This window comes from Streptosporangium roseum DSM 43021 (assembly GCF_000024865.1).
Taxonomy (GTDB): domain Bacteria; phylum Actinomycetota; class Actinomycetes; order Streptosporangiales; family Streptosporangiaceae; genus Streptosporangium; species Streptosporangium roseum.
Genome location: NC_013595.1, coordinates 6,961,598 through 6,975,376, shown reverse-complemented (window position 1 = coordinate 6,975,376; position 13,779 = coordinate 6,961,598). Strand labels below are relative to the sequence as shown.

The window sequence follows — 13,779 nt, the reverse complement described above, 5'->3', positions numbered from 1 at the left end:
GCCCGGCGGGAGCGACATGTTCACCGGATGGTGAGTGGGCCGTATCCGAAGGTCGCCGGGCCGCACCGGCGCGGTCTCACGGCTGTAGTCTTGCGCCGTGCAAAGCGGAGGGGCGCGCGGCAGCCGCGCAGACCAGGCCGACCAGCGCCGTGCGGAGCTGCTCGAAGCCACCAGGCGGGTCGTGCTCGAACGGGGGCTGGCCAGCACCCGCGTCGCCGACATCGCCAAGGCGACCAACGTGAGCGGCGGCCTGATCCACTATCACTTCGCCACCAAGGACGATCTCATCACCGAGATGCTCCGCAGCACCAGCGAGTCGGAGGTCCAGCGGCTGAAGGAGATCGCCGCGGAGCCGGGCACCGCCGTCGAGCGGCTGGATCGCGTCCTGCGCTTCTACATCCCGGCCTCCCGGTCCGACCAGAGCTGGATCCTCTGGCTCGACGCCTGGGCCGTCGGGGTGCGCGAGGCGCACGTCAGGACCATCCTGCTGGAGCTGGAGGGGGCGTGGATCGAGATCCTCGCCGAGGTGATCGCGGGAGGCGTGAGCGGAGGCGAGTTCGTCTGCGACGACCCGCAGGGGGCGGCCGAGCGGATCGACGGCATGCTCGACGGCCTGGTGGTCCGCTACACCCTGCACGCCGGCAACATGTCGCGCGGCAGGCTCCTGCACCACGCCCGGGTCGCCGCCGCCCGTGAGGTCGGCCTCGACCCCGGAGTCTTCCCCGCCTGAGTCACCCGCCCCGCCCGCGGATCGGCGGGCTCCGGCGGCGACGGCAGGGAGGCCGGGAGCTCAGGCGGGCAGTGCCGCGAGCAGGAAGGCCAGCCGCGCGGCGGCGTCCTCGATGTTGTCGGTGCTGCCCAGCCGGTAGCCCCACGAGGTGATGAAGCCCCCGTCCTGGGAGCACGTCACGGTCTCGACGAGCGTGTTGCTGAAGCGGTTGCGGACGCACACATAAGCAGGGTCCCCGAACGACATCCTCTGCACGGACAGGTCCGCGTGCTGCCGCGTGGCAGCGGCGAACCTCTCCAGACAAGACAGCGTGTCCAGCATCGTGTGTCACCTCCGTCTCGACAGAGAATTGCACGATCTTGGGAGGTTAATCAAGCAATTGCGGGGATTAATCCGCTGATTGTCGCTCGAAGTCCTCCAGCACCCGGACGATCACCGCTCTGGCGGCCTCCCGGAAGGCCGCGATCTCGTAGAACTCCTCGAACGCCCGCTCGTAGAAGGCGACGTCGTCCGGGTCGCGCAGGATCAGGTCCCGGGTCCTCGTCGGCACCGCGACCTGGTCGCTGTCATAGATCCAGAAGCCGTTGAGCAGGGCGGAGGGGAGGGGGGCCTCGAAGGGGACCACGCCGAACTCCACGTTCGGCAGCGCGGTCACCGCGAGCAGCCGGTCGAGCTGGCCGCGCATCACGTCCAGCGGGGCCAGGCGGTAGCGGAGCACGGCCTCGGGCAGGACGAACCGGAACTTCTTGGTCTGGTCGTAGAGGATCTCCTGGCGCTGCATGCGCACCCGGATGGCGGCGTCGATCTCGTCGGGCGCGTTGTAGAGGCGTTTGATCCGGGTGAAGATGCTCCGGGCGTACTCGGTGGTCTGCAGCAGGCCGATGACCACCCCCGGCTCGAACACCCGGAACAGGGCGGTCCGCATCTCCAGGTCGCGGATGTCCTCCTGGAGCGCGGCCAGCCCGCTGCGGTGCCGCTGCCGCCAGGAGTCCTGCCGCTCCAGCAGGCTGGACGCCTGCTCGATCAGCTCCTCGACGATCTCGGGGGCGGCCTGGACGGCCTGCCCCCACTGGGTGATGTCGTCCTCGGTGGCGGTCTGGCGGGCGTTCTCGATCCGGGAGACCTTCGAGGCCTGCCACCTCAGCCGCTCGGCCAGCTCCTTGCCGGACAGGTGGGCCGCCTCCCGCAGCTGCTTGAGCTGCACGCCCAGGTCGGCCCTGACCTGCTGGAACCCGCTCACCCGATCTCCTTTGCCGGACATGTGAGCGCCGGCGCCGTCGTGCTCGCGGGCCCGCTCGCTCACGCGACCTCCCGCATGGTTCGCATGAGGCTAGCCCCGGGCGGCGGGTCATGCCATAGAGGTCTCCCCAATCGTGATCAATATTTACAGAAGCACCCGGCGGGCGATGTCCACGAGAAGCTCTCTGGGGACCTCCACCGCGCTCTCGCCGTCCAGGACGTGGCGGAGGTCGCCCAGGGCCTCGGCGTCGGTGACGTGGAGCCCCTGGACGACAATGGTGCCGTGGTCGGTCTCATAGAGGGACGGGCAGGCGCCCGCCTCCGAAGTGGAGCCAAGAAACCGCAAACGCATGACTGATTCCTTCCCCGAGCCAGCCTCATGATGCAATTGCGGGCAATCCTAGAGTTCGGAAGGTTGTATGGGGGTTTCAATCGCCAAATTATGCATATTTCGCCCATCCGGTAGTGGGCGGCGGGGGAACCGGCACGGCGGCGAGGCTCCTGCGGCGCGTCCTCACATGAAGCTCCGGGCGCGGGCGAACAGGCTCAGCGTGGTCGCGTGGAGCAGGTCTCCGATGTCCTTGGGGGCCATGCCCGCGCACGCCCGGGCATGGGTGCCCTCCAGGACGATGCCGAGCTTGAAACAGGCCAGCACCGCGTACCAGTCGATGGCCGACACGTCCCGGTCGGACAGGGCCGTGTAGCAGTCGACGATCTCCCCGACGGCGGGCAGCCCGGGGACATGGCCGGCGATCATGCCTCCGCCGTCCGGGTCCGGCCAGGTGGCCAGCAGCCACCCGAGGTCCAGCAGCGGATCCCCGACCGTGCACATCTCCCAGTCCACGATCGCGGCCACCCTCGGCCCGTCGTGGGCGAACATCAGGTTGGCCAGGTGGTAGTCCCCGTGCATGACGCCGGGGGAGAAGCTCCGCGGCCTGTTCCGCTCCAGCCAGCCGGCCGTCTCGGCCAGGCCGGGGATCTCGGGCCCCGGATAGCCGTCGAGCGCCGCGTAGCCGTCCAGCTCGCTCATCCACCGGGGCACCTGCCGCTCCAGGAACCCCTCGGGCCGTCCGAGGCCGTCGAGGGCGTGGTGGTCCACCCTGCCGAGCTCGGCCAGCGCGCAGGCCGCCTCAAGTCCCATCCGATGGCGGATCGCGGGATCGCCGGCGTGCGGTTCGGGCAGCCCCAGGGTGGCGTTGAACCCCCGGACCGGCTCCATCAGGTAGAAGACCGCGCCCCCCATGACTGTCTCGTCCGTGCAGGCCGCGACGAGGCGGGGCGCCGCGACCGGGGTGTCCCTGAGCGCCGCGAGCACCCGGGCCTCCCGCCGGAGCACCTCGTTGCTTCTGGCCCGCGGGTGCAGCGGCGGCCTGCGCAGGACGTAGGCCGAGCCGCCCCGCTCGAAGCGGACCATGATGTTCTGCGTCCCGCCGGTCACCGGCTCGACGCGCTCGAACGGCCCGTCCGGCAGCCCGAGGCCGTCCATCCACATCCCCAGCGCGTCGAAGTCGATCGCGTTGACGTCGATGTGCGTGGAGGTCATGCGCCCGCCCTAACCGAATGATGTTCTGTTGATGTGAATCTACGAGCTCCCCCCACGGGGGTCAATAGCCCGCCCGCCGTCGCTACCGGCCCCTTCGGCGTGCCCGTCGAAGGGGGCTTCCGCGTCCGCGGGCCCGGTGGCGCCGTCGAGGGGCGACCGGTGCCGGCCGGAACCCGTGGCGCGCCGGGGCCTCCCCAGCCCGCCCGGCCGTACGGAACGGTCACAGCAGGGAGCGGGGGATGTCCGCGTGCCTGGCGCGGAGCTCCTCGCCGAGGGCCTTGGCCTGGGCGTCGAGGCGGGGGCTGGCGGCCACCCCCCGCCCGAGGAGGCCGTGGACGACGAAGTTGAGCGCGTGGAGGTTGGGGAGGTCGAAGCGGTCGATCTCCAGGCCGGCCGTGGCCGGGAGGAGTTCCCTGAGCCGCTCGGCCGTCAGGTGGCCCGACAGCCACGCGAACTGCTCGGCCGTGCGGACCCAGACGCCCAGGTTGGCGTTCCCGCCCTTGTCCCCGGAGCGGGCGCCCATGATCGCGCCCAGCGCGGTCCGCACGGTCCGCTCACCGGCCTCGGGCTCCAGGCCGGTCGGGCCCGCCCCCGGCCGCTCCGGCGCCTGCACCGGGGGCGGTGACGTGGCGGAAGCCGCCAGGGAGGCCGGGTGCGCTCCGCCGTCAGGATCGCCGCCGTCGGGTGCCCGCTCCCCGGGCGTCCCCCCGCCGGGCTTCAGGCCGCCGGGCTCGCGCTCCCCGGGCTCCGGGCCGGCGGCTTCCGGGCCGTCGAGCTCACGGCCGTCGAGCCAGACGCGCGCCCGGACGGTCTCCGCCGGGACGAGGGTGGGCCAGTAGACGCCATAGGGGGAGGCGTCGCCGGGCGGGGTGAGGCCGTAGAAGCCGGGATAGCTGGCCAGCCCCGTCTCCACCACGGCGGAGGAGAAGGCGCGTCCCGCCTTCTTCCGGTCGGCGTCCATCACGGTGACGCGGAGCAGGGCGGTGCCGGTGGCCGGCGCGGCGTCAGGCGGCGGGGCGGTGGCGGCCAGGGGGGTCAGCTCGACGTCGACCCGGTCGAAGGACTCCCTGGGGACGCGGGACCAGATGGCCTCCTGCGCCAGCCGGGCCTTGGCCTCGATCTCCAGACCGGTCAGGACCATGGTCATGGTGTTGCGGTAACCGCCGACGTAGTTGATCGCGACCTTGAGCGTGTCCGGCGGGGCCTCGCCGCGAACCCCCGAGATCCGGACCCGGTCCGGGCCCTGCTGCTCCAGGCGGATCGTGTCGAACCGCGCCACCACGTCGGGGCCCGGGTAACGCGGTGAGGCGATCTCGTACAGCAGCTGCGCCGTGACCGTGCCCACCGAGACGAGCCCTCCGGTCCCGGGATGCTTGGTGACCACACTCGATCCGTCGGACTCCAGCTCCACCAGCGGGAACCCGCAGTGCGCCAGGTCGGGCACCTCGCCGAAGAACGCGTAGTTCCCGCCGGTCGCCTGGCAGCCGCACTCGATGACGTGCCCGGCCACCACCGACCCGGCCAGCGCGTCGTGGTCGCCGGGCCGCCAGCCGTACCGCCAGATCCCCGGCCCGGTGACCAGCGCGGCGTCCGTGACCCGGCCGGTCACCACCACATCCGCCCCGGCGGACAGCGCGGCGGCGATCGGCCGGCCCCCCAGGTAGGCGTTGGCGGTCAGCGGGGCGGCGGGCAGCCGCTCCCCGGTGTCCAGGTTCGGCGCGCCGCCCAGGTCGTGCCCGGACAGGTCGTCCCCGGTGACGTGCGCGACCTTCACCGGCAGCCCGAGGCGGCCGGCCAGCTCGGTCACCGCGCCGGCGCACCCCGCGGGATCCAGGCCGCCCGCGTTGGACACGATCCTGATGCCCCGGTCCAGGCACGTCCCCAGGACCTGCTCAAGCTGCCGCAGGAAGGTCGGCGCGTAGCCGGGACGGCCCTTCAGCCGGTTGCCGGCCAGGATCAGCATGGTCAGCTCGGCGAGCCAGTCGCCGGTGAGCACGTCGATCGGACCGCCCTCGACCATCTCCCGGGCGGCCGACAGCCGGTCGCCGTAGAAGCCGGAGCAGTTGGCGATGCGCAGCATCGAGCCTCCTATGGCTGGGGAATCCAGGGCCCGCGTGGCCCTGGAATCCAGGGCCCGCGGCGGGGCGACGTCAGGCCTCCGGAACCGGCGCGCGGCGGGCCCTTCAGGACCGGGGGATCCAGGACGCGGGCCGTTTCTCCATGAAGGCGGCGATGCCCTCCTGGCCCTCGGCGGAGGTGAAGCGCCGGGCGGACAGCTCGGCCATCCGGCGCAGGCCCTCCTCCACCGGCAGCGCCGGCACGGTCCGCACGAGCTGCTTGGTCAGCGCCAGCGCCTCGGGCCCCCCGCGCAGCAGCATGTCTGTGTAGTGGGCGACCGTGCCGTCCAGATCCTCCTCCGGCACGGCGCGGGTGAGCAGGCCGATCTCCTGCGCGCGGGCGGCGTCGAAGGTCTCCCCGGTGAGCAGGTACTCGGCCGCGGCCCGGGGATCCAGCCGCCGCAGCACGGTCACCGAGATCATCGCGGGGACGACGCCGAGCCGTACCTCGGTGAACGCGAACGACGCCGTGTCCGGCGCGATCGCGAAGTCGCAGGCCGCCACCAGGCCCAGCCCTCCGGCGCGCGCGGTGCCGTTCAACCGGCAGACGACCGGCTTGGGGCTCTCCCAGATCAGGTTCATGATCTCCGGGAACGAGGCGGTCACCGGCGCCTCGTGCGCGCTGCCCGGCTCGACCCGCTGCTCCTTGAGGTCCGCGCCGGCGCAGAACACCGGCCCGGTGCCGGTGAGCACGATGACCCGCACGCTCTCCTCGGCGAGCGCCCAGTTGAGCCGGTCCTCCAGATCGCCCAGCAGCCGCACGGACAGCGCGTTCCGGTTGCGCGGGGAGTCCATCGTGATCGTCGCGACCCCGCCGGACACCTCCCTGTGCACCAGGCGTTCCACTGGCCAGCCCCCGTCGGTGTTCATGCCCGCTCCTCGATGACGGCCAGTACGGCCTCCGCCTCGACCTGCCGGCCCGGCACCACGTTCAGCGCGGAGACCGTGCCCGCCGCGGGGGCGGTGATCTGATGTTCCATCTTCATTGCCTCCAGCACCACGACCACCTGGCCCGCGGTGACGTGCTCGCCCGATTTCACCTCGACGCGGAGCACGGTACCGGGCATCGGCGCCAGCAGGGAGCCCGGCGCCACACGCGTGGCCGGTTCGGGGAGCCGTTCCAGGGGCGTGAGCCGTACGGGGCCGAGGGGGGAGTCCACGTGGGTCACGCCGTCATAGCGGGCCACGGCGAACCTGTGCCGCACGCCGGAGGTCTCCAGGACGACCAGGTCGGGCGTGGCGCCGACCAGGACCGTGTCGGGGAAGCCTTCGGCCCGCAGGCCGTCCCGGGTGATCCGGTAGGCGACCTCCGCCTCCCCGAAGGCCGCGCGCTGCGGCTGTGAGACCACGTTCCGCCACCCGCTGGGCAGCCCGGCCTGCACGGCCGCCGCCGCCCGGCCCGCCGCCGCCTGGGCGAGGGCCGCGGCGAGGGCGGACAGGCGTACGGCGCCCGGCCCGGCGGACAGGGTGTCGCGGTGCTCGGTGAGGAAGCCGGTGTGGGTGTCTCCCGCGAGGAACGCCTCGTGGCGCAGGACCCCGACCAGGAGGTCCCGGTTGGTGACGGGCCCGTGGATCCTCGCGTTCGACAGGGCGGTGGCGAGCCTTCTGACGGCGTCGGCGCGGCAGGCTCCGTAGGAGATGACCTTGGCGAGCATCGGGTCGTAGTGGACGCCGATCTCGGAGCCGTCCTCGACGCCGGAGTCCAGCCGGAGGCCGTGGGACGTCCCGCCGGGCACGGGGGCGAAGCGGGAGCTCACCCCGGGGACGTCGAAGCGGTGCAGGGTGCCGCTCTGCGGCAGCCAGTCGCGGGCGGGGTCCTCGGCGTAGAGCCGTGCCTCGACGGCGTGGCCCGCCGGGGACGGCGGAGCCTCGGGGAGCCGGGCGCCCTCGGCGATCCGGAGCTGGAGCTCGACCAGGTCGACGCCGTAGACGCACTCGGTGACCGGGTGCTCGACCTGGAGCCTGGTGTTCATCTCCAGGAAGGCGACCGTGTCGTCCTTCACCAGGAACTCGACGGTCCCCGCCCCGGCGTATCCGATCGCCTCCGCCGCCCTGACCGCCGCGTCGCACAGCCGCGCCCGCATCGCGGGGGAGATCGCCGGGGAGGGGGTCTCCTCGATCACCTTCTGGTGCCGCCGCTGGATCGAGCACTCCCGCTCGCCCAGCGTCCACACCGTTCCGTGCCGGTCGGCCAGGATCTGGACCTCGATGTGCCGGGCGTCCTCCAGCAGGGGCTCGACGAAGACCGTGCCGTCGCCGAACGCCGACTCGGCCTCCCGCCGGGCGGACTCGACCGCGCCGGGCAGGTCGCCGGTCGGCTCCACGATCCGCATCCCGCGCCCGCCGCCCCCGGCCGAGGCCTTCACCAGCAAGGGCGTCCGCCGGCTGGGCGCCGATCCGCCCGCCGGGGCGGACATGCCGGCCAGGCCCTGTTCGAGCTCGGCCGCCGAGGAGCCGGGCGCGGCGGTGAAACCCGGGAGCACCGGGACTCCGGCCTCGGCCATCAGGGCCTTCGCGCCGATCTTGGAGCCCATCGCGGCGATGGCCTCGGGGGAGGGGCCGACCCAGGTCAGCCCGGCGTCGAGCACGGCCCGCGCGAACGCCGCGTTCTCCGACAGGAAGCCGTAGCCCGGATGGACGGCGTCGGCCCCGGTCGCGAGGGCCGCGCCGACGATCGCCTCCACGGACAGGTAGGTGTCGGCGGGCCTGACCCCGGCGAGCCGTACGGCGTGGTCGGCCTCCGACACGTGGGGTGCGGTGGCGTCCGCGTCGGAGAAGACCGCGACGGTCTCGATGCCGAGGTCGCGGCAGGTGCGGAAGACGCGGCGGGCGATCTCACCCCGGTTGGCGACGAGAAGACGGCTGATCATGGGCACGTTCACATCCGGAAGACGCCGAAGCCGGCGGGCTCCGGGGCGGGGGCGTTGTTGACGGCCGACAGGCACAGGCCCAGGACGGTCCGGGTGTCGCGGGGGTCGATGACCCCGTCGTCGTAGAGCCGCCCGGACAGGAAGAACGGCAGCGACTCCGCCTCGATCTGCGCCTCGACCATCCGGCGCATCGCCGCGTCGCCCTCCTCGTCGTAGACCTGCCCACGGGCCTCGGCGGCGCTCCGGCCGACGATGGACAGCACCCCGGCGAGCTGCGCGGGCCCCATGACCGCGGACTTCGCGCTGGGCCAGGCGAACAGGAAGCGGGGGTCGTAGGCGCGGCCGCACATGCCGTAGTTGCCCGCGCCGTAGGAGGCGCCCATGACGATCGTGATGTGCGGGACGGTCGAGTTGGACACCGCGTTGATCATCATGGCGCCGTGCTTGATGATGCCGCCCTGCTCGTATTCCTTGCCGACCATGTAGCCGGTGGTGTTCTGCAGGAAGACCAGCGGCGTGCGCGCCTGGCCGGCGAGCTGGATGAACTGCGCGGCCTTCTGCGCCTCCTCGCTGAACAGCACGCCGCGGGCGTTGGCCAGGATGCCGACCGGGTAGCCGTGCAGCCGCGCCCACCCGGTCACCAGGCTCCCGCCGTACAGGGGCTTGAACTCGTCGAAGACGCTGCCGTCCACGATCCGCGCGATCACCTCGCGCGGGTCGAAGGGGATCTTCAGGTCCTCGGGCACGATGCCCAGCAGCTCGTCCTCGTCGTACAGCGGATCCCGTACGGCCCGCGGGGGGACGCCCAGCTTGCGCCAGTTCAGCCCTCTGACGATCTGCCGCCCGATCCGGAGCGCGTCGTGCTCGTCGGCGGCCAGGTAGTCGGCCAGGCCGCTGACGCGGGCGTGCATCTCGGCGCCGCCCAGCGACTCGTCGTCGGACTCCTCCCCGGTGGCCATCTTGACCAGCGGCGGCCCGCCGAGGAAGACCTTCGCGCGCTCCCTCACCATGACCACGTGGTCGCTCATCCCGGGGACGTAGGCTCCGCCGGCCGTGGAGTTGCCGAACACCAGGGCGATCGTCGGGATCCCTGCGGCCGACAGCCGGGTCAGGTCCCGGAACATCCGGCCGCCCGGGATGAAGATCTCCTTCTGCGTCGGCAGGTCAGCCCCGCCGGACTCCACCAGGTTGACCAGCGGCAGCCGGTTCCGCAGGGCGATGTCGGCGGCCCTGAGCGTCTTGCGCAGGGTCCAGGGGTTGGACGCGCCGCCCCGCACGGTCGGGTCGTTGGCGCTGAGCACGCACTCGACGCCCTCGATCACCCCGATCCCGGTGACGACGCTGGCTCCGACGGGAAAGTCGCTGCCCCAGCCCGCCAGCGGTGACAGCTCCAGGAAGGCCGAGTCGGGGTCGATCAGCAGCTCGATCCGCTCCCGGGCGAGCAGCTTGCCCCGCCGGCGGTGCCGCTCGACGTATTTCTCGCCGCCGCCCGCCACCGCCTTCGCCTGCTCGGTGTCGAGCTCGGCCAGCTTGGCCAGCATCGCCTCGCGCCGCGCCAGGTAGTCGTCTCCGGATGTGTCCAGCCGGCTCATGCGCCGCCTCCCTCGGTTGACGCGGACGTGGCCGGCATCACGGCGGGCAGCCGGGGGGCCGGCGCCGGATCGGCCGGCTCCTGCCCCTGCAGGCGGCGCAGTCCTTCCGCGCCCCGCCGCACGAAGACCTCGCGCGGCCGGTCGGCGCCTCGGACTTGACGATCACGCCAGTTAACGTAGCCGACAACCCGCCCCGCTACCAGGGGCGGCTCCGCTCCACGTCCTTCGCGGCCCCGGCTCCGGGGACGGGCGTGGAGCCTGGGCCGGGCAGCCGGGTCAGCCGCAGTGGCTCCAGCCGCTCTTCCATGACAGGGAGCCGTGCGAGCCGCCCCAGATGACGCACTTCTTGACGGCGGAGAGCCGTACGGGGCCCGCGTAGGCGGTGAAGGAGCCGGGGTTGCTGCCCGACGAGCCGCCCTTCACCTGGAGCGTCGCGTTCATGCTGACCTTCGAGGGGATCACGTACTTGGCCATGGTGACGACGCAGTTCTTGCCGGCGCCGGAGCTGTAGAGCAGGTAGATGGTCGCCGCGGAGCCGAGGGCCCTGGAGTTGACCACCTTGTAGCCCGCGCCGCAGACGCCCGTCGGGGTGTAGGGGTTCGGCTTCGGCGGCGAGATCGTCTGCTTGCCGGTCGGGGAGGGCTTCGACGTGGGCTTCGCCGTCGGTTTGGCGGTCGGTTTGGCGGTCGCCGTCGGTTTGGCCGTCGGGGACGGCAGGCCCGCGTCCGTCGGCTCGATCACCGAGGGCGGCTCCGACGTCTTCTCGTCCGGCTCCGGCTCGCCGTCCCCGGAGTCCCCGCCCGCCTTCTTGGTCGGCTGGCCGGTCGGCTGGTCGGCCGGTCGGACCGTCGGCTGGGAGACCGTCTCGCTCGTGACCCGGACGGAGGGGGAGGGGCTCTTCCTGGGCTTGGGGGACTCCCACGCCGAGGGCGGGTCGTCCGGGGTGAGCGCCGGGTCCGACTCCTCGGCCTCCTGGGAGGCGGGCGCCGACGCCACGGGCCGCACCGCCGCCGCCTTCTCGCCGCCCTGCAGGGCCACCGCCGTCCCGCCGCCCACCACGACCAGCGCGGCCGTCCCCGCGAGCAGGAGGCCGACCGGCCGGCGCGTCTTCTGCCGGGGCTGCGGCACGGGAGCCTGCGGCGGGACGGTGGCCGAGGAGTCATGCGGTGAGCGAGCGGACGCGTGCGGCGGGGCGGGAGCGTGCGGCGGGGCGGCGGGCGCGGGAGCCTGGCGCCGGACCGGGGAGGCGATCGTCGCGCCCATCAGATGGCTGACGAGCTCCTCGGCGGTGGGACGCCGTGACGGGTCCTTGGACAGGCACGCGGCGACGAGGAGGCGCAGCTGCCCCTCCAGGCCGCCCAGCTCGGGCTCCATCGTCAGGATCCGGTTCATCACCACGGCGATGGAGTCCGCGCCGAACGCGGGCTTCCCCGTCGCGGCGAAGACCATCGTGACGCCCCAGGCGAAGACGTCCGCGGCGGCCGTCACCTCGCCCTCGCTGAGCTGTTCGGGGGCCAGGTAGGACGGCGTCCCCATCGCCATCCCGGTCGCGGTCATCCCGGGGGAGTCCAGCGCCCTGGCGATGCCGAAGTCGATCACCACCGGGCCCTCCGGGCCCATCAGCACGTTCGCCGGCTTGAAGTCGCGGTGCAGGATTCCCGCGCGGTGGATCGCCGACAGGGCGGTGGCCGTGCTGATCGCGAGCCGTTCGAGCGCGGCGCCGCGCCGCGGGCCCTCCTTGTCGACGAGCTGGCGCAGGGAGAGGCCCGGCACGTACTCGCTCACGATGTACGGCTGGCTGCCCGCGAGGTCGGCGTGGAGCACCGGGGCGGTGCAGAACCGGGCCACCCGCTGGGCGACCGAGACCTCGCGCAGGAAGCGTGTCCGGGCGTCGGGATCGGAGGCCAGCCCATGGTGGAGAAGCTTGACCGCGACCTGCTCGCCCGCCGGGCCCTGCCCCAGGTAGACGACCCCCTGGCCGCCCTCCCCGAGCCGGCTGGTCAGCTCGAACGGTCCCAGCCGCCGAGGATCCTCCGCCGACAGCGGCTGCACCACAATGACCCCCCGACAATGCATGTAAAATGGGTTATGTGGTGTAGAACGCTACCAGTGTGGGCAGTGATGCGGACGATCTATTGAGATCCGCCTCCCCCGCCGGGGCGGATCGCAGCAGATCAGAGGTCAGATGGCCTTACCTGGATTGAGGATGCCGAGCGGGTCGAAGACCTGCTTGATCCCGTGGTGGATCTCCTCGGTGACCGGTCCGCTCTCCAGGGAGAGCCAGCGCCGCTTCAGCAGCCCGACGCCGTGCTCGCCGGTGAGCGTGCCACCCATCTCCAGGGTCTCCCGGAAGACCTCGTCGGCGGCCGCCCAGACGTTGGGCGGCGGTTCGGCCAGGCCGTGGTCGAAGATGAAGATCGGGTGCAGGTTGCCGTCGCCCGCGTGGGCCACCGTGGCGATCAGCACGTCGTACTTCGCCGCGACGGCCTCGATCTTCTCGATCATGTACGGCAGCGCGGAGCGCGGCACGCACACGTCCTCCACCAGGCACTTGCCGAGCCGTTCCTTGGCCTGGTAGGCCATCCGCCGTACCCCGATCAGCTCCTCGGCCTCCTGTGGGGACGAGGAGACCGCCACGAAGGGGGAGCCGTTGGCGGTGCACAGTTCCGCCATCCGCGCGGAGACCGCGGGGGCGTCCGCCGCGTCCGACTGCGCGATCAGCATCGCCTGGGTCGACTCCTCCAGCCCGATGTTCCTCCAGTCGTCGATGGCCTTGAGCGTGGTCCGGTCGAGCATCTCCAGCAGCGACGGCTGGCATCCCGCGGCGATGATCGCCGCGACCGCGCTCGCCGCCTCCCTGAGGGAGGTGAACTCGGCCGCGATCGTCGCCGGATAGACCGCGGGCGCCCGGCGCAGCCGTACGGTGGCCGCGGTGATCACGCCGAGCGTCCCCTCCGAGCCGACGAACAGGCCGGTCAGGTCATAGCCCGTCACGCCCTTGACCGTGCGCCTGCCGGTGTTCAGGATCCGCCCGTCCGCCAGCACGACCTCCAGGCCCAGCGCCGAGTCGCGGGTCACGCCGTACTTGACGCACCGCAGGCCGCCCGCGTTGGTGGCCAGGTTGCCGCCGATCGTGGAGATCTCGTAGGAGGACGGGTCGGGCGCGTACATGAGCCCGTACTCGCGGGCCGCCCGGTCCAGGTCCGCGGTGATGAGGCCGGGCTCCACCACCGCGATCTCGTCGGCGGGGGAGAGCTCCCTGATCGCCGTCATCTTGTGCAGCGCCAGGACGACGCCCCCCTCGATCGCCGTCGCCCCGCCCGCCAGTCCCGTGCCGGCGCCCCGGGGCACCACCGGCACCCGGTGCTCGGTCGCCCATCTGAGGGTGGCGACGACGTCGTCGCGGGTTTCGGCCAGCACGACGGCCAGCGGCCTGCCCGGTTCGAGGAAGGTCCGGTCCCGCGCGTAGGAGTCGGTCACATCGGGGTCCGTCAGCACCTTCTCCGGTGAGAGTGCAGCGACAAGTTCGGCGATAGCGGTCACATGGGGACTTTACGGCCTATGGCCCGAGGGAACGTCAGAGGGCCGCCGGCCGTGACGCCGCGCTCGGGTGTCCCGGAAGGCCGGATTCCGGGGTGTCCGGTCTCCCCCGGAGAGCGGAGGGGAAATTTATGTAAAAGAGCAGTTC

11 protein-coding genes are annotated in these 13,779 nt (G+C 72.5%); 1 reads left to right on the top strand and 10 read right to left on the bottom strand.

Annotated features, from left to right (window positions below; translation table 11 throughout):
* Positions 1-97 precede the first annotated feature (97 nt).
* Entirely contained in the window at positions 98-730 is a 633-nt protein-coding gene (locus tag SROS_RS30740; RefSeq protein ID WP_012892821.1) for a TetR/AcrR family transcriptional regulator, read from the top strand.
* A gap of 60 nt (positions 731-790) precedes the next feature.
* Here SROS_RS30740 and SROS_RS30735 read toward each other — a convergent pair whose 3' ends face one another.
* The 10 genes from SROS_RS30735 to SROS_RS30690 all read right to left on the bottom strand — a co-directional run bounded on the left by SROS_RS30735 (position 791) and on the right by SROS_RS30690 (position 13,634).
* A complete protein-coding gene (locus SROS_RS30735) occupies positions 791-1,051 on the bottom strand; it encodes a hypothetical protein (protein WP_012892820.1) in 261 nt (86 codons plus the stop codon).
* Between the two features lie 67 nt (positions 1,052-1,118).
* The gene (locus SROS_RS30730) at positions 1,119-2,033 is read right to left on the bottom strand and encodes a helix-turn-helix domain-containing protein (RefSeq protein WP_245564337.1); all 915 of its coding nucleotides are present in this window, start codon (positions 2,031-2,033) and stop codon (positions 1,119-1,121) included.
* 81 nt (positions 2,034-2,114) lie between these two features.
* Positions 2,115-2,321: a hypothetical protein gene (locus SROS_RS30725; protein WP_012892818.1), complete on the bottom strand. Its 207-nt coding sequence runs from the start codon at positions 2,319-2,321 to the stop codon at positions 2,115-2,117.
* A gap of 162 nt (positions 2,322-2,483) precedes the next feature.
* Positions 2,484-3,512, bottom strand: a complete 1,029-nt coding sequence (locus SROS_RS30720; protein WP_012892817.1) for a phosphotransferase family protein — start codon at positions 3,510-3,512, stop codon at positions 2,484-2,486.
* Positions 3,513-3,732: 220 nt separating this feature from the next.
* Positions 3,733-5,592 carry an acyclic terpene utilization AtuA family protein gene (locus tag SROS_RS30715; RefSeq protein WP_012892816.1) on the bottom strand — a complete coding sequence of 620 codons (1,860 nt, stop codon included), beginning with the start codon at positions 5,590-5,592 and terminating at the stop codon, positions 3,733-3,735.
* A gap of 103 nt (positions 5,593-5,695) precedes the next feature.
* Positions 5,696-6,499 (bottom strand): enoyl-CoA hydratase-related protein, encoded by an 804-nt coding sequence (locus SROS_RS30710; RefSeq protein ID WP_012892815.1) that lies wholly within the window; start codon positions 6,497-6,499, stop codon positions 5,696-5,698.
* A complete protein-coding gene (locus tag SROS_RS30705) occupies positions 6,496-8,499 on the bottom strand; it encodes an acetyl/propionyl/methylcrotonyl-CoA carboxylase subunit alpha (protein ID WP_012892814.1) in 2,004 nt (667 codons plus the stop codon). Before SROS_RS30705 ends, SROS_RS30710 begins: the two co-directional genes overlap by 4 nt.
* A gap of 8 nt (positions 8,500-8,507) precedes the next feature.
* Complete coding sequence (locus SROS_RS30700; protein WP_012892813.1) at positions 8,508-10,091, bottom strand: acyl-CoA carboxylase subunit beta; 1,584 nt, start codon at positions 10,089-10,091, stop codon at positions 8,508-8,510.
* Between the two features lie 276 nt (positions 10,092-10,367).
* Positions 10,368-12,146, bottom strand: a complete 1,779-nt coding sequence (locus SROS_RS46310) for a serine/threonine protein kinase (RefSeq protein WP_052317070.1) — start codon at positions 12,144-12,146, stop codon at positions 10,368-10,370.
* Positions 12,147-12,272: 126 nt separating this feature from the next.
* Positions 12,273-13,634: an FAD-binding oxidoreductase gene (locus tag SROS_RS30690; RefSeq protein WP_012892810.1), complete on the bottom strand. Its 1,362-nt coding sequence runs from the start codon at positions 13,632-13,634 to the stop codon at positions 12,273-12,275.
* Positions 13,635-13,779 lie beyond the last annotated feature (145 nt).

Excerpts from the sequence above, each read along its gene's own strand:
- SROS_RS30735 (WP_012892820.1), bottom strand. The coding sequence starts at position 1,051 with ATGCTGGACACGCTGTCTTGTCTGGAGAGGTTCGCCGCTGCCACGCGG.
- SROS_RS30725 (WP_012892818.1), bottom strand. The coding sequence starts at position 2,321 with ATGCGTTTGCGGTTTCTTGGCTCCACTTCGGAGGCGGGCGCCTGCCCG.
- SROS_RS30720 (WP_012892817.1), bottom strand. The coding sequence starts at position 3,512 with ATGACCTCCACGCACATCGACGTCAACGCGATCGACTTCGACGCGCTG.
- SROS_RS30715 (WP_012892816.1), bottom strand. The coding sequence starts at position 5,592 with ATGCTGCGCATCGCCAACTGCTCCGGCTTCTACGGCGACCGGCTGTCG.
- SROS_RS30710 (WP_012892815.1), bottom strand. The coding sequence starts at position 6,499 with ATGAACACCGACGGGGGCTGGCCAGTGGAACGCCTGGTGCACAGGGAG.
- SROS_RS30705 (WP_012892814.1), bottom strand. The coding sequence starts at position 8,499 with ATGATCAGCCGTCTTCTCGTCGCCAACCGGGGTGAGATCGCCCGCCGC.
- SROS_RS30700 (WP_012892813.1), bottom strand. The coding sequence starts at position 10,091 with ATGAGCCGGCTGGACACATCCGGAGACGACTACCTGGCGCGGCGCGAG.